Genomic DNA, 17,075 nt, shown 5'->3' on the forward strand with positions numbered 1-17,075 from the left:
TTTGAGCTCAGGCAAAGTTGAGCGCCCGCCAAGGAGCAGGCCGCTTTCGACCTGGCAATGTCCGGTTCCGAGTGATCGCCTCATGTCGGTTTCTGGCGCGATCCAATGTCGGAGATGGCGCAGGAGAGTTCGAGTTGTCCATCGGCGGTAAAGACGGCGCGGAGGCCTTGCCATTGTTATCGCCGTGATCGGTGCCGTTGCGCAGGCGCAGATCGATCGGGTCGATCTGCGCGGCGATCGCCAACTCGTCCATCGCGCCGGATGAGCTTGGAGGCAGCGAATTGAATTCGTCGCCGATCGATGGTTCCGCCCCAGGGAGCTGCGTCAAGCCAGGCCGTCCGCGAGCTTTTCCGACAGCATCGTGGTCGGCAGATTGGTGTTGGCTCGCGGCACACAGGGCATCACGGAAGCGTCGATTACGTGCAGGCCACTGATGCCGTGGACGGCGCCATCTCGTGGAGAGACCACGGCTGCCTCGTCATCGGCACGCCCCATCCGGCAGGTTCCTGAAGGGTGATAGCCGCCGATGGTATGCTTGCGGATCATCTCCTCCATCGCCTCGTCATCCTCCAGGGCGGTCGGGATATCGTCGCCGCTGGCGAAGAGGCGGTCGACAAGCAGCTTGCGCAGAGGCGCCGGCCCCTCGGTCAGAAGCGCGGGACCGAGCGTGACCAGCCAGTTGCGCAGGCTGACGCCTCCGACGAGCTTGGCCATGGCACCATGGGTCGCGGCAAAAGGAGTGCTGCAGACTTGTCGCAACTCGTTCGAGGCGTAGAGCGACCACATCCGCCGCACAGCCAGCTTCATCCGCGCCATGTCGCGCGGATCGGACAGCATCTGGAAGGCGATCTCGGGTCGCCCGGCCGGATTTTCAGGATTCAGCCGCACCCAGCCGGTGGAATAGGGCTTGTTGATCCAGCTGAAGAGCGAGCCGATTCGCCGGCCGATCGGGTGCCAGGCCGACTTCGAGACGACCACCATGAACATGTCGCCATGCCCGCAGCCCTCGACCTTCGAGGAATAGCGCCAGGCCGCCTGCACATGCCGCCGTGGCGTCTTGCCGAGACGATGCCCACGCCGGATCCATGACGACATCGCCATGGAGGGGTGTTCGTTCAGGTTTCGGCCGACGCCGGGCAAATGGTGGAGGACCGCGACGCCGGCCTCGTTCAGGCGGATTGCATCCCCGATGCCGGCACGCAGCAGCAGCGCCGGACTTTCCAGCGCGCCGGCGGACAGGATCACACGGCGCGCGGCAATACGCTCCTCTCCGATCTGGATACCGACGGCCCGCCGGCCTTCCATCAGCAGGCGGTCGACCTTTGTATCCGACCGGATGGTGAGGTTCGACCGCCGCCGGGTCGTCGTGTCGAGATAGCCCATGGCAGCCGAGCGACGCGAGCGCCGATCGGTCGTCAGCGACATCGGGAACCAGCCATCTTCGAAGACCGCATTCTGGTCGCCGATATTGCGATAGCCCGCCACCGTCAGCGCCTGCATCGTCGCGCGGGTAAAGCCGGGCCATTCCTCCGGCATCACGCGGCTGATCGCGATCGGGCCGGACGAGCCATGCAATGGCCCGTCATAGTCCATGTCGGTCTCAAGCTTGCGGAAATAGGGCAGCACGCCTGCCCAGTCCCAGCCCTCCGCACCGAGCGCCGCCCATTCTTCGTAGTCGGCCGGCAACCCGCGATTGCCGATCTCGCCGTTCATGCTCGACCCACCGCCGATCACGCGCGGCTGGATATAGGGTTTGACCGGGGAGCGGGAGGGATCGTTGTGCGAGACCGGCATCAACCGGGCACTCAGGTCGCGCCACTGATAGGCAGGGTTGAAGGCGGCGCGATAGGGATAGACGTCGCGGATCTCTTCCGGCTCCTGTCCCGGCTCGAAATCGGGGCCGGCCTCAATCAGGAGGACACGGTTCTGCCCCGAGGCCGACAGCCGATTGGCCAGCACACAGCCCGCCGGCCCGCCGCCGACGATGATGTCGTCGTAGGAAGCGGTCATTTCGCGGTTCCGCCATCCTTCTTCAGGGTGAATTCCTGATAGGCGGTGCGATTGGCGAGGATGTAGTCCCAATCGTACTCGACGCCGAGGCCGGCCCCGTCGGGAACGGGCACGCAGCCGTCCTCGCCGATATCCTCCAGCGCATCGCTGTAGCCCGAGCCGAAGACCGGCGGGACGGGATTGGCGACGCCGGGGGCGACGAGCGAAAGTTCATACCAGCTCGAATTGCGCATCGCGGACATGCAATGCCGCTGGGCCGGGCCGGCAGCGTGGATCTCGCAGTCGAGGCCGAAGGCCTCGGCCAGGTGCGCAACCTTCATCGTGCCGGTGATGCCCATGTCGTAATCGGGATCGACGCGCATGTAGTCCGTCGCCCGGTCGCGGAGCCAGGCCGCCTTGCTCTCGAGGCCGCGCACATGCTCGGTCAGCATCAACGGGGTGCGGATGTTCTCCTTGAGCTGCCGGGCGGCATGCGGGGACCAGCCGGCATCCATGAAGGGGTCTTCGTACCAGAGATAGCCACCCTCATCGCAGGCCTTGCCGACATAGATCGCGTCGGCCAGCGTGCGCAGCTCGCTTGCGGCGTCGTACATCAGCTCCATCCGGCCGCCGACGCGCCGGGCGCAGAGCAGCAGGTTCGCGGCCTCCTCCTTCGGGTCACCTTCACCCCAGCCATGGATCTTGTAGCCGCGATAGCCGAGCGCGAGGCACTCCTCGGCGAAATCGGCATAGGCCTCGATGCTGTCCAGAATTCCGTCGCGACCGCCATTCAGCGTGCTGGCATAGGTCGGAAGCCGCTGCCGGTAGCCGCCGAGGAGCCGCCAGACCGGACGATCGACGGCCTTGCCGGCCAGATCCCACAGCGCGATGTCCAGCGCGGAATGGCCGATCGCCATGTAGTGGCGATGGGCGCGCTTCAGCTTGTTGTAGATCGCCTCGCGCTCCTCGGCGTCCTCGCCCAGGATCAGGCCGGCCGCAGCCTTCACCTGCCCGATCATGACGCCGTTCTTGCCGCTATGGACGCTGCAATACTCGCCGCGATGTCCGCCTTCGGTCTCGATCCGCAGGGCAAAGGCGCTCAACCGGGACTGCGCGCCCTTCATCACGCTGCGGTTGCCGCTCGCATCCACCCCGAGACCGTCGACCGTGTAGCCGAACTCATGCACCTCGATCCGTGCGATCCGCGCTTCCGGCCGCGAGCCGATCAATCTGTTCATGGCGATCCCTGACAATTTCGGCTTGCAACCGGCAAAGCTGTCTGACAACATAATTGTAAGCAGACTGATTTAGCGCCGTCAACGGGACAGGATCGCCAGGATGGACTCGGACGAAAGCCGCTCCGCGATCGCCTATCGGCAGATCGCCGGCTATATCGACAATGTCGCGGATGGCGCGCGGCTGCCGCCCGAGGCGGATTTCGCCGAAATGTTCGGGCTGTCGCGCGCCAGCATCCGCGAGGCGCTGGCGCGGCTGCGCGCCGAGGGCATCGTCCGCTCGCGCAAGGGCTCGGGCACCTTTGCGATACGCACCGGCGCGCCCGAAATGGTCAGGCTTTCGGCGATTTCCTCGCTGCGCGAACTGGCTCAATGGCACGAGGTTCGTCTTGCTCTGGAAAGCGAGGTCGCGGCTCTGTCCGCAGATCGGCGAACCGAGGACGACCTCGCGCGCCTTCAGGCAGCGCAGGAGGCGCTACTTGCCAGCCTGCTGACCGGCCGAGGTGAGCGCGAGGACGTCGCCTTCCACGCCGCGCTGGCGGTCTGCGCCCATAATCCGAAGCTCTCGGACGCGCTGGGGCGGTTGACCTCGCACATCTTCAGCTGGGGCAATCTTTCGGCGCAGCGCTCCGTGCTGACAATGGCGGAGCGCCGCGAGCTGATCGCGCTCGAGCATGGCGCGATCGTCGCCGCAGTCGCAGCGCGTGACGGAGATCGCGCCCGCGCCGAGATGCGCCGTCACCTTCTGGCCGGTCGCATGCGCGTGCTCAGCGACCTGCAGACGTAAGCCAAAGAAACAATCGGGGAGGAGCTCATCTCATGACATCAATGCTCTTTGACAGAAGGTCCTTGCTGCGCGCCGGCGCTGCCGGGCTGGCACTGGCCAGCCTGCCGAAACAGGCTGGCGCACAGGGCCTTTCGGGCACGGTCCGGGTCTGGACCTTCCTCGGGGCAGACGGACAATCGCCGCGCGAAGTCGTGCTACGCGAGATCATCAAGCGCTTCAAGGCGGCGCATCCCGGCGTCGATGTCAGGATCGAGGCCCAGCCCTTCCAGGAACTCGAGGTCAAGTTCGTCGCCGCCTCCGCCCAGAATCGCGCACCCGACGTGATCTGGATGCGCGACACCTTCCTCGACCTGGTGCAGCAGCGCGGTGCGCTCGCCAATCTCGACGATCTTCTGTCGGCGGAGTTCAAGGCCAAGGCGCTTCCCGATCTCTATCCGGTCTTCGTCGAGAAATCGGTCTTCAGCACGAAGCGCACCTCCCTGCCGCTCTGGCCGAGCCCGGCTCAGGCGATCTTCTATCGCAAGGATGCGCTGGCCGAGCTCGGCCTCGACGCCCCGCCTCTCACCTGGGAAAAGTTCATCCCCGTCGCAGGCAAGCTGACCAAGGGCGACCGGCTGGGCTTCGGCCTGCCGACCAACGACAACAGCGTCTCGGCCTTCATCAACATCATGTCCGGGTTCGGCCCGTCGATCTTCGATGCCGCCACCGGCCAGTTCAATGTCACCGGTCCCGAGGCCAAGGAGGCCGCGAATGTTGTCAGACAGCTCGTGGCGAACGGGGCGCTGTCCCCGACGCTGCTGAATGCAATGGGCGACGATATCCAGGATCAGTTCGCCTCCGGCCGCTTCGCGATGGTGCAGGCCTTCGCGCCGCGCTTCCAGCAGTACAAGCAGATTGCCGCCGGCTATAGCGGCAAGGATCTGGCGGTCTCGGCCTGGCCCGCCTTCGGCACGAATCCGCCCGCAGTCCTGCTCGGCCCGTATTGGACGGTGGGCATTTCCGCCAAATCGGCCAATCCGGCCGCAGCCACCGCCTTCGTCGAAAGCCTGTTCACCGAAGAGGCGTCGCTGGAATGGGCCAAGACCGCCGGTCTCGTGCCCGACCGGCGCTCCGTGCTGCGGAACCCCTATTTCGCGACGCCGGCCGCGTCGGACATCCACGCCTTCACCGCGCTGCTCTCGGCGCCGGGCGTGATGACCTTCCCGCAGCGTATGCCCAACATCACCAAGATCTTCCCGGTGATGAACACGGCCCTGCAGGAGCTGATCGGAACCAAGGAAAGCGTGGACGCCATTCTCGGACGGGCCAAATCCACGCTGGGCTGGTAGCGCGCCATGCACGCCATGCCTCTTGCGAAGCCGCGGAGCCTCGACGCCGTCGCGCGCCAGGCCCGGCTGGTCGGCTCGTCGCTGGTGGCGCCGGCCCTGCTGTTGGTCATCGCCATCAACATCCTGCCGGCGCTCTACGGGTTCTATCTGAGCCTGCACAAAGTCTTCTTCTTCGGGAACGAGGGCTTCGTCGGGCTCGCCAACTATCTCGAGCTGTTCCGCGACCCCTTCGCCTGGCAGGCGATCGGCCGGTCGCTGCTCTTCACCTTCGCCGCGCTTGCCGTCGCCGTTCCCCTGGCGCTGCTGGCGGCGATGGGCATCCGGCGGCTGGGCCGCTGGGGCAGCATCCTGCTGACGGTCCTGCTCGTGCCCTGGGCGATGAGCCCCATCGTCGTGGCGCTCCTATGGAAATGGATTCTCGTGCCTTCGCCGGGCGGGCTGGTGGGCGCGGCCTTCAATGCGTTCGGCCTGCCGCCGCAAGACCTGCTGACCGACCCGTTGCTGGCCATGCCGACGCTGATCATCGTGGCGGTGTGGCGCAACTTCGCCTTCGCCACGATCATCCTGATCGGCGGCCTCGGGCAGATCCCGCGCGATCTCTACAAGGCGGCGGCGGTCGACGGACTCGGCGCCTGGGAGAGCTTCCGCAAGATCACGCTGCCGCTGCTCGCGCCCTCGCTGCTGATCGTGATCTCGATGCTGACCATCAGCTATTTCAACGAGGTGCAGCTCATCATCGGCCTGACCGGCGGCGGCCCGATCCGGCAGACCAGCACATTGGCCTATGCGCTCTACCACACCGGCTTCGTCGAGCTGGATCAGGGACGCGGCAATGCGATCGCGGCGGTGATGTTCCTGATCAATATGGGGCTGATCGCCGTCTATATCCGCATTCTGGGCAAGCAGCCGGGAGCAGCCGCATGAAGATACTCTCCCGCGCCTCGCTTCTCCTCGTCTGCCTGCTGGCCGGCCTCGTCGCCCTCGGCCCGATCCTCTGGGCCGCATCGACCTCGTTCAAGGCGACCAACCGCATCTTCGCGGTTCCGCCTGAGCTCCTGCCGCAAAGTCCGACCATCGAGCACTACGCCAAGCTGGTGGCAGAGGGCGTCCACTGGGCGTTCCTGAACAGCTCCGCCTATGCGGTCGTGGCTGTTCTGGCCTCGCTGATCCTCGGCGCGACCGCCGGCTATGCGCTGATGCGCTATCCCGTTGCGGCCAAGCCCGCGGTGCTGCTCGTCTTCCTCGGCACCATGGCGGTACCCGGCTTCGCCGTTCTGCTGCCGACGCAGATGCTGGCAACCAGCATCGGCTTGCACAACACCTGGGCGATCCTGCCGATCCTCTATGCCGGGCACATCCTGCCCTTCGCGGTCTGGGTCACCCGCTCGCATTTCGCCACCGTACCGCGCGAACTTGAGCACGCGGCCGAGATGGATGGCTATTCGCGGGCCGAGGCCGTCTGGAAGATCGTGCTCCCCGGCGCAAAGCCCGCGCTGCTGGCGGCCGCGACCTTCGGCTTCCTGCATTGCTGGAACGACTACGTCACCGGCTCGACCATGGTGGACTCGCCCGAACTGCGCACGCTCCAGGTCGCGCTGATCTTCTTCCAGGGCTTCCACGGTCGCGATTGGGGCTCGCTGATGGCGGGCGTGATCATCGCGACGATCCCGCCCGTGGTGGTCTTCCTCCTGTTCAGAAAATTCCTGATCGGCGGCTTCGCCGATGGGTCCGTCAAAGGCTGAATGATATGACCGAAGCACGGCCGAATACGGCCCAATCCGTCCGCTTCCGTAATGTCGGGAAGAGTTATGGCTCCGGCTGGGCGGTGTCGGGCGTCAACATCGCCGTCGAGCCTGGGCAGTTCGTCACCCTGCTCGGCCCCTCCGGCTGCGGCAAGAGCACGACGCTCAACATGATCGCCGGGCTGGAGACGCCGACCGAAGGGCAGATCATGATCGGCGACCGGGACGTCACCACCATGAAGCCGGCAGATCGCGACATCGCCATGGTGTTCCAGTCCTACGCGCTCTACCCGCATATGACGCTCTACGAGAACATCGCCTTCCCCTTGAGGGCGCGCCGGCGCCGCACGCCCGAGGCGGAGGTCGACCGCAAGGTCCGCGCCGCCGTGAAGATGCTCGGCCTCGAGGCGATGCTCGACCGCTTCCCGCGCCAGATCTCAGGCGGCCAGCGCCAGCGCGTCGCGCTCGGCCGGGCCATGGTGCGGACGCCGACCGTCTATCTGCTGGACGAGCCGCTCTCGAACCTCGACCAGCAACTGCGCGTGCAGATGCGTTCCGAGCTGAAAGACATCCACCAGCGGCTCGGCGCGACCATGCTCTATGTCACCCATGACCAGAGCGAGGCGATGACCCTGTCGGATCTGGTCGTGGTCATGTCGAACGGACGGGTCGAGCAGGCCGGCAGCCCGCGCGAACTCTACAACAATCCGGCCAATCTCTTCGTCGCCCGCTTCCTCGGTGAGCCCGGCATGAACATCCTCGACGGCGAGGCGACCGACGGACGGCTGCGCGGACCGGGCTTCGACATCATGCTCCCTGTCGCGGCGCAGAAGGGCGGGCGCCGAATTTCGGTGGGGCTCAGGCCCGAGGATCTGAAGCACGACGCCTCCGAGGCCGCAGCGATCCGCGGCACCGTCCGCACCGTCGAGTATCTGGGGTCGCGCAGCCTTGTCCGCGTCGAAGTGGGCGAGCGCCTGATCGCGGCCTTCCTGCCGCCATCCGTCGAGCTTCCGACCGGAGCCGCCATCGGCCTGTCACCGGCCGATCCGGACAAGGCGCGCTTTTTCGAAACCGATGGCGGCGCTTCGCTGCACTACCATCAGAACCTTGCAGGCTGAGCCCATGAACAGGATTTCCCTCGACGACCAGGTCGCGGTCGTCACCGGCGGCGCCCAGGGGCTGGGCCTCGCCATCGCCAAGCGGCTCATCGCGTCCGGCGCGCGCGTCAGCCTCTGGGATCGCGACGCGGACGAATTGAAGAAGGCGCTGGCGCTGCTGGGCTCCGGAGCTTCCGCCAAGCAGGTCGACATCACCGATCTCGACCGCCTGACGCATGCCCATCGCGAAGTCGAAGCCGAAACCGGCCCGGTCTCGATCCTCGTCAACTCGGCCGGCATCGCCGGCGGCAACGCCCCGCTCGACGCCTATGACCCCGACGAGTGGCGCCGCGTCGTCGAGGTCAACCTGAACGGCACGTTCTATGTGAACAAGGTCGTCGTACCCGGCATGAAGGCGCGGAATTATGGGCGGATCGTCAATATCTCGTCGGTCGCAGGCAAGGAAGGCAACCCGAACCTCGCCGCGTATTCGGCCGCAAAGGCGGGCGTGATCGGCCTGACGAAATCGCTGGGCAAGGAGCTCGCCGGTTACGACATCGCCGTGAACGCGATCTCGCCAGCCACGGCCAAAACCCGCATCCTCGACACGCTTAAGCCGGATTTCATCCAATACATGCTGTCGCGCATTCCCCGCGCCCGCTTTCTTGAGGTGGACGAGGCCGCCGCCATGGTCGCCTGGCTGGTCAGCCGCGAGAACAGCTTCACCACCGCCTCGGTCTTCGATCTCTCGGGTGGCCGCTGCACATACTGAGCACGGGAGGCACCATGACTCTGGAACGGGCGCAGAGCCTGATCGCCGCGGCTCTGGCAGCCGGCCGCGCACTGGGCGCCCGACCGCTGGCGGTGGTGGTCGTCGATGCCGGGGGCCATATCGTCGCATCAGCCCGAGAGGACGGCGCCACGATCGCCCGGCACGAATTCGCCCTGGCGAAGGCCTGGAGCTGCATCGCGCTCGGATTGGATACGCGCGACCTCGTCGAAAGAGCGGAGGCGAATACAGCCTTCTTCTCCGCAGCCGCGACACTCTTGTCCGGCAGGTTGCTCCCTGCTGCCGGCGGGGTATTGGTGCGCGAGGATAAACAGATCCTGGGCGCGCTCGGTGTCTCCGGCGACGCTGCAGACGTGGATGACGCCTGCGCAGTTGCAGCCATTGGACGGTAAACTGGCAGGCGAACAAGCTTCGTGGCCTGGTCCGAACCGAGATTGACATCCATTTGCAGTTTTTCGAGCGGGCCTTCGATGTCCGTTTCAGGACAGATGTTCAAGGTCCGCTTGTCGGCAATCAGCCAATGTCTGGTTGTGGCGCGTAGCACAAATGCAGGTTGCTGGCGCGGCTTGATGGCGCTTCTCGCCATTCGCGTCATCGCGGCGGCCATGGCGAATGCCGGCTGGCTTTAGGCAATCAGTGAATTATGAATGGAGTTCCAGGCTAGCGTTCGATCGATTAAGCCGCTCGTCCGGGCGCCACTCTCTCGGCCTCGGGAGACTGCAGCCTCATTTTTTGATCGATGCAGACGCGCCACTCAGATTATTTGCTGGAAATTCTCTCATTTTTGATGGACATCAGATTTCTAAGCCACTGTAAAATAACAATGTTCATTCTCGGTTTTTGACTTACGGACCACGACGGGACGATGGCCCAGACGACCCCCGCCACGCTGGCGCTGAAGCAGCTCGGAATCCGTTTCGAGCTGCACAGCTACACCTATGATCCGAATGCCGAGCGCGTCGGGTTGCAGGCGGCGGAGGCGCTGGGCGAGCCGGCCCAGCGCGTGCTCAAGACATTGATCGCGCAGGTCGACGGCAAGCCGGTCTGCATCGTGCTCGCCTCCGACCGCGAGGCCAGCATGAAAAAGGTCGCGGCCGCCTTTGGTGGGAAGGCTGCCGCGATGATGCCGGTGCCCGATGCCGAGCGCCTGACCGGCTACAAGGTCGGCGGCGTCAGCCCCTTCGGCCAGAAGCGCAAATTGCCGACAATCGTGGACGAGGCGGCTTCTTCGGAAGCGCTGGTCTATGTCAACGGCGGCCAGCGCGGCCTGCAGATCGCGCTGGCGCCCGCCGATCTCCTCAGCGCGGCCAATGCCCGCAGCGCGGTCATCTCGGCCTGATAGCAGGCTCTTCAAGGCTTTCCCGATACGTCCCGATGGCTTAGTGCCGCGGGAGCATTCCTCCAAGGTTCCCCATTTCCATGATCCGCCTCGAGAACATCAGCAAGCAGAACGGAAAACAGATCGTCTTCATCGAGGCCTCGGCAGGGCTTCTGAAGGGCGAGAAGGTCGGGCTGGTCGGGCCGAACGGTGCCGGCAAGACCACGCTGTTCCGGATGATCACCGGCGAGGAGGCGCCCGACGAGGGTGTGGTCTCGACCGATCGCGGCATCACCATCGGCTATTTCAGCCAGGATGTCGGCGAGATGGCCGGGCGCAGCGCCGTCGCCGAGGTGATGGACGGGGCAGGCCCCGTCAGCACTGTCGCGGCCGAGCTCGCCGAGCTCGAAGCCGCCATGGTCGATCCCGACAGGGCCGACGAGATGGAGGAGATCATCACCCGCTATGGCGAGGTGCAGGGCCGCTTCGAGGAGCTCGACGGCTATGCGCTCGACGGCCGGGCGCGCGAGGTGCTCGCGGGCCTGGGCTTCAGCGAGGAGATGATGGAGGGCGATGTCGGCGGCCTCTCCGGCGGCTGGAAGATGCGCGTCGCGCTCGCCCGCATCCTGCTGATGCGCCCCGATGCGATGCTGCTCGACGAGCCTTCGAACCATCTCGACCTCGAAAGCCTGATCTGGCTGGAATCCTTCCTCAAGAACTATGACGGCGCCGTGCTGATGACCTCGCATGATCGCGAGTTCATGAACCGCATCGTCGGCAAGATCATCGAGATCGATGGCGGCGCGCTGACCAGCTATTCCGGCGATTACGAGTTCTACCAGCAGCAGCGGGCGCTGGCCGAGAAGCAGATGCAGGCGCAGTTCGAGCGCCAGCAGGCGATGCTCGCCAAGGAGATCGCCTTCATCGAACGCTTCAAGGCCCGCGCCTCGCATGCCGCGCAGGTGCAGAGCCGTGTGAAGAAGCTCGACAAGATCGAGCGCGTCGAGCCGCCGCGGCGGCGCCAGAGCGTTGCCTTCGAGTTCCAGCCGGCGCCACGCTCGGGCGACGACGTGGTCAGCCTCAAGAATGTCGGCAAGGCCTATGGCAGCCGCAGCATCTATGACGGGCTGAACTTCCAGATCCAGCGCAAGGAGCGCTGGTGCGTGCTCGGCGTGAACGGCGCCGGTAAGTCGACGCTGCTGAAGCTCGTCACAGGCACGACCGAGGCCGATACCGGCACTGTCAATATCGGCGCCAGCGTCAAGCTCGGCTATTTCGCCCAGCACGCCATGGAGGTGCTCGACGGCGAGCGCACCGTGTTCGAGGCGCTGGAGGACCGCTTCCCACAGGCCGGGCAGGGGTCGCTCAGGTCGCTGGCCGGCTGCTTCGGTTTCTCGGGCGACGATGTCGAGAAGCGCTGCCGCGTGCTCTCGGGCGGCGAGAAGGCGCGGCTCGTCATGGCGATGATGCTCTACGACCCCCCGAATTTCCTGGTGCTGGACGAACCGACCAACCACCTCGACATCGCCACCAAGGAAATGCTGATCACCGCGCTCTCGAACTACGAGGGCACGATGCTCTTCGTCAGCCACGACCGGCATTTCCTCGCCGCGCTCTCCAACCGCCTGCTGGAGCTGACGCCGGATGGCGTCCATGCCTATGGCGGGGGCTATACGGAGTATGTCGCCCGCACCGGGCAGGAAGCGCCGGGGTTGCGCAGCTAATCGCTGCGCTATCTGGCGAAGACCGACCAGCCCGTCGCTTCGGTCAGGCGTTCCAGCGCCAGCGTGCCGAGCAGGGAATTGCCGTTGGCATTGAGACCGGGCGACCAGACCGCGATCGCGGCCTTGCCCGGCGCGATCGCCAGGATGCCGCCACCGACGCCGGACTTGCCGGGCAGGCCGACGCGGAAGGCGAAATCACCCGAAGCGTCGTAATGGCCGCAGGTCAGCATCAGCGCGTTGATGCGCCGCGCCCGCTGGCCTGAGACGACGCGCGGCCCACCGGGCTCGTAGAAGCCGCCATGCATCAGGAAGCGCCCGGCCATGGCGAGCTGGCGACAGCTCATGGCGATGGCGCATTGGTGGAAATAGACGCCGAGCGTCAGTTCCGGCGGATGGGTGATGTTGCCGAAAGCCTTCATGTAATTGGCGAGCGCGATGTTGCGGAAGCCGGTCGCCTGCTCGGCCCGTGCCACGGCCTCGTCGATAATGATCGTGTCGTCATCGGCGAGATAGCGCATGAAGCGCAGCAGTTCGCCGATGGCGACGCGCGGCTCGTGGCCCGCGAGGTTGATATCGGCGACGACGAGCGCGCCGGCATTGATGAAGGGATTGCGCGGCACGCCCTCCTCGCGCTCGAGCTGGACGATCGAATTGAACGGCGTGCCCGAAGGCTCGCGCCCGACCCGGCGCCAGAGCGTGTCGCCGACCTTGCCGAGCGCCTGCGTCAGGGCGAAGACCTTCGAGACGCTCTGGATCGAGAAGAGCTCCTCGCTGTCACCGGCGGCATGGATCTCGCCATCCGCCATCACGACGCAGAGCCCAAACTGGCGGGGATCGATCCGGGCCAGCGGCGGAATATAGGTCGCGACCTCGCCGCGCTCCTCGGCGCCGCGCATCTCATCGGCGATGTCGCGGACAAGCCGCCCGATATCCGTCACGCTTCCCGCTCCGGCTGCTCCGTCTCGGCGCGACAGCCAAGCCTCAGGCCGGGCTTGCGGTCAAGCGCCGGGGAAAGCCATTGCAGCCGAGACGAAACTGCGATGATCTGAAACTCCGAAGCCGGAGGCCCCCAGAATGCGCCGCGCCGCCGTCGTTTCCGCCCTGCTGATCGCAGCCCTGCCGGCCACCGCCCGGCCGCTCGAAAGCGAGCTTCCTCCGAAGTGGGACGCCTGCTGGGAGCGTTCTTACGACGCGGCCCATCTCAGGGCGCATCCGCAGCAGAAGGTCGTGAAGATCCGCCTGGTCCACAAGCCCGGCAACTGGCAGGCCGAGCCGCATGCGGCGGTCTATGTCGCGCTCTATTTCAACCTGCGCCAGCGCACGACCGCGAACCGCTTCGACTACCAGCTCGGCGGCTTCTGCAAGCCGCAGGGCAAGGGCCTGCGCTGCGTGCCGGAATGGGATGCCGGAAGCTGGCGCCTGGAGAGCGGGCCGCAGGGTGCGCTCGATATCCGCAATGGCGGGATCGTCGCCAACCCGAATCCCTACGATGCCGAGGAGATCGCCGACGGCGCGGTGACAATCCCGGCGAAACCCGATGACGGGCTCTGGCGCCTGACGCCCGCGAGCGACGCCTGCGAGATCGAATAGGCCTTACTGCAATCGCGGATGGCGCCCGCTCGAAACGCGCGCATCCAGAACGGAGCGCTGCCCGGCGATGACGCAGAGCGACTTGCCGCGCGACTTCGCCTGATAGAGCGCGGCATCGGCCGCCGACATCAGGCTGTTCATGTCGCGCCCGTGCTCCGGCGCGAGCGCAATGCCGACCGACGCACCAATGGCGAGCTGGTGGCCGCTGTCGAGCTCATAGGGCTCCGAAATCTCGCGCACGATGCGTTCGCCGAAGCGCTGGAGCTGCGTCCGCTCGGTCTGCTCGGAGAGCACGACGAATTCGTCCCCGCCAATGCGCGCCGCGATATCGGAGCTGCGGACGAGGCCGCGCAAGCGCTCGGCGACGAGCTGGAGCAACGCATCGCCCGCCATATGGCCATGATTGTCGTTGACCGCCTTGAAGCCGTCGAGGTCGAGATAGACCAGAGCGAGCCCGCGCGGCGCCGTCTCGCTCTCGAACCGCGTCGCGAAGGCCTTGGCCAGGCCGGCCCGGTTAGAGAGGCCGGTGAGCACGTCATGGCGCGCGTGAAAGGCGTTCTCGCGCTCGGCCCGCATGGTCGAGATCAGCATGGCGTTCAGCTTGTAGGCCGCGACCGCCATGCTGAAGAGGTAGAAGGGGATCTGCATGAAGGTGATCAGCATGATCGGCTCGGACAGGAACGGTGCGGCGAGCACGCAAGGCCCCAGCGTCAATCCGATCATCAGGCCGGCCATGCGCGGTGCGGCGAAATTCCGGAAGCAGATGCCGCCGACCATCGCGGCAGCGGAAAGGCAGGCCAGCGTGGCCACGACCCAGTCGCCACTCGTCAGGCTGAGGAAGGTGCCAGCGCCGATGCCGGCCGCCCAGGCGACCCCGAGCAGGAGATAGAGATCGGTCGGCGTCGAAGCACCGCGCGCGGCCCGGCGGCGGGCGTAGATCAGGACGACCAGGCGGATGCCGCAGCAGAGCACCTCGAAGGCGCACCAGAGGGCGAATGGCAGGGTCGGGATACGCCAGGCGATCAGGAAGGAGACCGCGAGCGAATTGATGACGCCGCCGGCGAAGATCGGCAGCGTGCCGTAGAGGCTGGCGATCAGCGCGACCCGAATCTCGGGCGGGACATCCGGTCCGGCATCCGCCAGCCAGCGCGTCACGCGCCAGCGGGGCAAACTGTAACGGAGGACGGCGCCACTCATCGGCTGTTAGGCTCCTCGCTGGCAAGCAGGCCGGCAGGCACCTGATCGCGAGCGCTGCCTAACAGCGAGGTCTTACGATTTCGTGTGGAAACGGCCGAAATCCACGGCGCAAGACGATGACGTAGCGTCAATCATGCCAAAAATCAGCGAATCTGGCGATAAACCCAGACTCGCGCCGGTGGAATGTTGCGGAGCACCCAGTCGGACACGAAGGCCTTGAGTCCGGAGCCCTTGCGCGGAATCGGCGAGATCACCGAATAGGTGAACTGGATGAAGGGCGCGCCCTCGACGAGCAGCGGGAAAGCCTCGCGCGCCAGCGCCGAACGGGTTGCCGGCGGGCGGTTGAACAACGGCAGGCTGGAGACCAGCGCGATCGCCTTTTCCGGAAGGTGGCCTGCCAGCGTTGTTGACAGAGCATAGGCGTCGCCCTGCACCACCGTCGCCCGCGGGAAGCGCTTGCGCAGCAACTCGCAGAATTCGGGGCTGTACTCGACCAGAATCAGCCGGCTTTCGTCGATGCCGCGCTCGATCAGCGCTTCGGTGACCGGGCCGGTGCCGGGGCCGATCTCGATCACCGGGCCGGGTTGCTCGGGGTCGACGAAGGACGCCATGCGCCTGGCGAGAGCGGGGCTCGACGGCGTGACCGAGCCGGTGCGGCGGGGATCGTCGATCCAGGACTTGATGAAGCGCGCCTCGTCGCCGAGCTTCGCCTTGGCGTCACTGACGCGGCTCTTGAATTTCTCCGCAGTGTTGCGGACCTCGCCCTCGACCTTGTAGCGAACGGCGGCGACCTTGAGCTTCGCCTCGGCCACGCAATCGACGAGATCGGCGGCGGTGACGCGCACCTCGCCCTCGATCCGCGTCGCGACGCGGGACTGCCCGAGACGGGCCGCCAGCGAGGCGGCTCGCGGTGGGCGATGACGAATCGTCGAAGACATGACACCCCTTGAACGCCGCAGAGACGACGCGTCTGACGCAAATCACGTTACCTGCGCGGCATATGGGGTCAAGAGCTGGCTCTCGCCAAGCCTTTTCCGCATCGGTCGCAAGCAAAGCCGTCAGATCAGCGGCCTTGGCGCCGTGATCTGTTCGTAAGCCGCAGCCATCCGCGCCGTCAGGCGCGGGTTCAGCAGGGTCAGCCTCCCTCCCGACAGCGCGAACAATCCTTCCCGGCGCAGGCGCGACCAGGTCTTGCTGGTATGGACGAGCGAGAGGCCGAGCGCATCGGCAAGCTGCTGCTGCGAGAGCGGAAAGGCGAAGCTGTCATTGGCGACCAGGCCGAGCGCGTCGACACGGTGATAGAGCGAGATGATCAGCGCGGCGAGGCGCTCGCCGGCGCTGCGCTGCCCGACCGAGGTGAGATTGTCGTCGATCATGCATTCCTCGCGCGAACCGAGCCAGGCCACCTCATAGGCCAGCGTCGGCATCCGCTCGAAGAGATCCCAGAGGCGCCGGCGCGGGAAGACGCAGAGCTCGACATCCGTCAGGGCCTCGATGCCGTGCTCGGCAGCCGACAGCAGCGAAGCCTGCAGACCGACGAGATCCCCCGGCAGGAGGAAGTTGAGGATCTGGCGACGCCCGTCCGGCAGGGATTTGTAGCGGAAGGCCCAGCCGGAATAGAGCGTATAGAGTTCGGCATCCTCCTGGCCGGGATGAATGATGTCGCCCCCGGCGCGCATGAACCGGTGATCGACCTTCATCGTCTGGATGAAGCGGATCTCATCATCGGTCTTGTCCCGGAAAGCCGGCTTCAGCCGCAAGGGACAGGCAAGACAGGGCGTGCCGAGGCGCCCGGGCCGGCTGACGATGTTCATGGTCGAATTGATCCCCCGATCGCCGGCAGGGAGCCGGCTTCGAGTCAACGCAGCAAGGGCGCTCCTCGTTCCGTAAAAGCCGGCTACTCGCGTCAGGCGGGAACCGAGGCGGCATTTCCGGCGTTTCCCTCTCGAAAGCCGGTCAATCGACCGGTCAGCCCTGGAGACATCCATGCCGAAGTCCAGCCTCGCGCCGGCCATGCGCGCCATCGTCTTCTTCGGCCTCATGGGCACGGCCGTATCGGGTCTGACCCTGGGCGCCGGGCTTCAAATGCCTGATGACCAGAGCTCGACCAGCATTGCCCTCGCAAGGGGCGAGCGCGGCTATGCCGACAGCCTGCAGCTTGCCGCCGTCGACCGCGCCGACCGCTCGCGCAGCGCCGCCAAGCGCGCGATCGCCTCGCCGTCGCAGCAGGCGATGGCCGGCGGACCGGTCACGCATATCGTTCGCTGAACACCGCTGA

The 17,075-nt window shown here is 66.0% G+C and carries 18 protein-coding genes; 11 read left to right on the top strand and 7 right to left on the bottom strand.

Going from position 1 to position 17,075, the window contains the following annotated elements; translation table 11 throughout:
• Positions 1 to 7: 7 nt before the first annotated feature.
• The 3 genes from BLQ70_RS25350 to BLQ70_RS13180 are packed head-to-tail and all read right to left on the bottom strand — an operon-like array spanning position 8 to position 3,227.
• Entirely contained in the window at positions 8 to 328 is a 321-nt protein-coding gene (locus BLQ70_RS25350) for a hypothetical protein (RefSeq protein WP_139163540.1), read from the bottom strand.
• Positions 325 to 2,010 carry a GMC family oxidoreductase gene (locus tag BLQ70_RS13175; protein WP_091857349.1) on the bottom strand — a complete coding sequence of 562 codons (1,686 nt, stop codon included), beginning with the start codon at positions 2,008 to 2,010 and terminating at the stop codon, positions 325 to 327. The genes BLQ70_RS25350 and BLQ70_RS13175 overlap by 4 nt, the downstream gene beginning before the upstream one ends.
• A complete protein-coding gene (locus BLQ70_RS13180; RefSeq protein ID WP_091857350.1) occupies positions 2,007 to 3,227 on the bottom strand; it encodes an enolase C-terminal domain-like protein in 1,221 nt (406 codons plus the stop codon). The genes BLQ70_RS13175 and BLQ70_RS13180 overlap by 4 nt, the downstream gene beginning before the upstream one ends.
• A gap of 100 nt (positions 3,228 to 3,327) precedes the next feature.
• On the opposite strand from BLQ70_RS13180, the gene BLQ70_RS13185 reads away from it, so the two are divergent.
• From BLQ70_RS13185 to BLQ70_RS13225, 9 genes are all read left to right on the top strand, one after another.
• Positions 3,328 to 4,011, top strand: a complete 684-nt coding sequence (locus tag BLQ70_RS13185) for a FadR/GntR family transcriptional regulator (RefSeq protein ID WP_091857351.1) — start codon at positions 3,328 to 3,330, stop codon at positions 4,009 to 4,011.
• Positions 4,012 to 4,043: 32 nt separating this feature from the next.
• The gene (locus tag BLQ70_RS13190; protein ID WP_091857352.1) at positions 4,044 to 5,339 is read left to right on the top strand and encodes an ABC transporter substrate-binding protein; all 1,296 of its coding nucleotides are present in this window, start codon (positions 4,044 to 4,046) and stop codon (positions 5,337 to 5,339) included.
• Between the two features lie 6 nt (positions 5,340 to 5,345).
• Positions 5,346 to 6,263: a carbohydrate ABC transporter permease gene (locus tag BLQ70_RS13195; RefSeq protein ID WP_061970832.1), complete on the top strand. Its 918-nt coding sequence runs from the start codon at positions 5,346 to 5,348 to the stop codon at positions 6,261 to 6,263.
• The gene (locus tag BLQ70_RS13200) at positions 6,260 to 7,081 is read left to right on the top strand and encodes a carbohydrate ABC transporter permease (protein ID WP_091857353.1); all 822 of its coding nucleotides are present in this window, start codon (positions 6,260 to 6,262) and stop codon (positions 7,079 to 7,081) included. The genes BLQ70_RS13195 and BLQ70_RS13200 overlap by 4 nt, the downstream gene beginning before the upstream one ends.
• A 5-nt stretch (positions 7,082 to 7,086) precedes the next feature.
• A complete protein-coding gene (locus BLQ70_RS13205) occupies positions 7,087 to 8,199 on the top strand; it encodes an ABC transporter ATP-binding protein (protein ID WP_091857354.1) in 1,113 nt (370 codons plus the stop codon).
• 4 nt (positions 8,200 to 8,203) lie between these two features.
• The gene (locus BLQ70_RS13210) at positions 8,204 to 8,950 is read left to right on the top strand and encodes an SDR family NAD(P)-dependent oxidoreductase (protein WP_061970838.1); all 747 of its coding nucleotides are present in this window, start codon (positions 8,204 to 8,206) and stop codon (positions 8,948 to 8,950) included.
• A 14-nt stretch (positions 8,951 to 8,964) separates the two neighbouring features.
• On the top strand, positions 8,965 to 9,360 hold the full coding sequence (locus tag BLQ70_RS13215) for a GlcG/HbpS family heme-binding protein (RefSeq protein WP_091857355.1): 396 nt from the start codon (positions 8,965 to 8,967) through the stop codon (positions 9,358 to 9,360).
• 473 nt (positions 9,361 to 9,833) lie between these two features.
• Positions 9,834 to 10,307 carry a Cys-tRNA(Pro) deacylase gene (gene ybaK / locus BLQ70_RS13220; RefSeq protein WP_091857356.1) on the top strand — a complete coding sequence of 158 codons (474 nt, stop codon included), beginning with the start codon at positions 9,834 to 9,836 and terminating at the stop codon, positions 10,305 to 10,307.
• A gap of 80 nt (positions 10,308 to 10,387) precedes the next feature.
• Positions 10,388 to 12,010 (top strand): ABC-F family ATP-binding cassette domain-containing protein, encoded by a 1,623-nt coding sequence (locus BLQ70_RS13225; RefSeq protein ID WP_061970844.1) that lies wholly within the window; start codon positions 10,388 to 10,390, stop codon positions 12,008 to 12,010.
• 8 nt (positions 12,011 to 12,018) lie between these two features.
• Here BLQ70_RS13225 and BLQ70_RS13230 read toward each other — a convergent pair whose 3' ends face one another.
• On the bottom strand, positions 12,019 to 12,948 hold the full coding sequence (locus BLQ70_RS13230; protein WP_091857357.1) for a glutaminase: 930 nt from the start codon (positions 12,946 to 12,948) through the stop codon (positions 12,019 to 12,021).
• Between the two features lie 136 nt (positions 12,949 to 13,084).
• Between BLQ70_RS13230 and BLQ70_RS13235 the strand changes: the two genes are divergently transcribed.
• The gene (locus tag BLQ70_RS13235; RefSeq protein WP_091857358.1) at positions 13,085 to 13,600 is read left to right on the top strand and encodes a hypothetical protein; all 516 of its coding nucleotides are present in this window, start codon (positions 13,085 to 13,087) and stop codon (positions 13,598 to 13,600) included.
• A 3-nt stretch (positions 13,601 to 13,603) separates the two neighbouring features.
• On the opposite strand, the gene BLQ70_RS13240 is transcribed toward BLQ70_RS13235, so the two are convergent.
• The 3 genes from BLQ70_RS13240 to BLQ70_RS13250 all read right to left on the bottom strand — a co-directional run bounded on the left by BLQ70_RS13240 (position 13,604) and on the right by BLQ70_RS13250 (position 16,611).
• Positions 13,604 to 14,797, bottom strand: coding sequence for a GGDEF domain-containing protein (locus BLQ70_RS13240; RefSeq protein ID WP_061970850.1), 1,194 nt, complete (start codon positions 14,795 to 14,797; stop codon positions 13,604 to 13,606).
• Between the two features lie 143 nt (positions 14,798 to 14,940).
• Positions 14,941 to 15,735, bottom strand: coding sequence for a class I SAM-dependent methyltransferase (locus BLQ70_RS13245; RefSeq protein WP_091857359.1), 795 nt, complete (start codon positions 15,733 to 15,735; stop codon positions 14,941 to 14,943).
• 120 nt (positions 15,736 to 15,855) lie between these two features.
• Entirely contained in the window at positions 15,856 to 16,611 is a 756-nt protein-coding gene (locus tag BLQ70_RS13250) for a Crp/Fnr family transcriptional regulator (protein WP_082617661.1), read from the bottom strand.
• Between the two features lie 172 nt (positions 16,612 to 16,783).
• Between BLQ70_RS13250 and BLQ70_RS13255 the strand changes: the two genes are divergently transcribed.
• Entirely contained in the window at positions 16,784 to 17,065 is a 282-nt protein-coding gene (locus BLQ70_RS13255; protein WP_091857360.1) for a hypothetical protein, read from the top strand.
• The last annotated feature ends 10 nt before the right edge of the window (positions 17,066 to 17,075 follow it).

It is taken from the genome of Allobosea robiniae (assembly GCF_900102525.1).
In the GTDB taxonomy this organism is placed as follows: Bacteria; Pseudomonadota; Alphaproteobacteria; order Rhizobiales; family Beijerinckiaceae; genus Allobosea; species Allobosea robiniae.

Bases quoted from the DNA above. Each gene is read 5' to 3' on its own strand.
- BLQ70_RS13175 (WP_091857349.1), bottom strand. From the start codon at position 2,010: ATGACCGCTTCCTACGACGACATCATCGTCGGCGGCGGGCCGGCGGGC.
- BLQ70_RS13180 (WP_091857350.1), bottom strand. From the start codon at position 3,227: ATGAACAGATTGATCGGCTCGCGGCCGGAAGCGCGGATCGCACGGATC.
- BLQ70_RS13185 (WP_091857351.1), top strand. From the start codon at position 3,328: ATGGACTCGGACGAAAGCCGCTCCGCGATCGCCTATCGGCAGATCGCC.
- BLQ70_RS13190 (WP_091857352.1), top strand. From the start codon at position 4,044: ATGACATCAATGCTCTTTGACAGAAGGTCCTTGCTGCGCGCCGGCGCT.
- BLQ70_RS13195 (WP_061970832.1), top strand. From the start codon at position 5,346: ATGCACGCCATGCCTCTTGCGAAGCCGCGGAGCCTCGACGCCGTCGCG.
- BLQ70_RS13200 (WP_091857353.1), top strand. From the start codon at position 6,260: ATGAAGATACTCTCCCGCGCCTCGCTTCTCCTCGTCTGCCTGCTGGCC.
- BLQ70_RS13205 (WP_091857354.1), top strand. From the start codon at position 7,087: ATGACCGAAGCACGGCCGAATACGGCCCAATCCGTCCGCTTCCGTAAT.
- BLQ70_RS13210 (WP_061970838.1), top strand. From the start codon at position 8,204: ATGAACAGGATTTCCCTCGACGACCAGGTCGCGGTCGTCACCGGCGGC.
- BLQ70_RS13215 (WP_091857355.1), top strand. From the start codon at position 8,965: ATGACTCTGGAACGGGCGCAGAGCCTGATCGCCGCGGCTCTGGCAGCC.
- ybaK (WP_091857356.1), top strand. From the start codon at position 9,834: ATGGCCCAGACGACCCCCGCCACGCTGGCGCTGAAGCAGCTCGGAATC.
- BLQ70_RS13225 (WP_061970844.1), top strand. From the start codon at position 10,388: ATGATCCGCCTCGAGAACATCAGCAAGCAGAACGGAAAACAGATCGTC.
- BLQ70_RS13235 (WP_091857358.1), top strand. From the start codon at position 13,085: ATGCGCCGCGCCGCCGTCGTTTCCGCCCTGCTGATCGCAGCCCTGCCG.
- BLQ70_RS13240 (WP_061970850.1), bottom strand. From the start codon at position 14,797: ATGAGTGGCGCCGTCCTCCGTTACAGTTTGCCCCGCTGGCGCGTGACG.
- BLQ70_RS13245 (WP_091857359.1), bottom strand. From the start codon at position 15,735: ATGTCTTCGACGATTCGTCATCGCCCACCGCGAGCCGCCTCGCTGGCG.
- BLQ70_RS13250 (WP_082617661.1), bottom strand. From the start codon at position 16,611: ATGAACATCGTCAGCCGGCCCGGGCGCCTCGGCACGCCCTGTCTTGCC.
- BLQ70_RS13255 (WP_091857360.1), top strand. From the start codon at position 16,784: ATGCCGAAGTCCAGCCTCGCGCCGGCCATGCGCGCCATCGTCTTCTTC.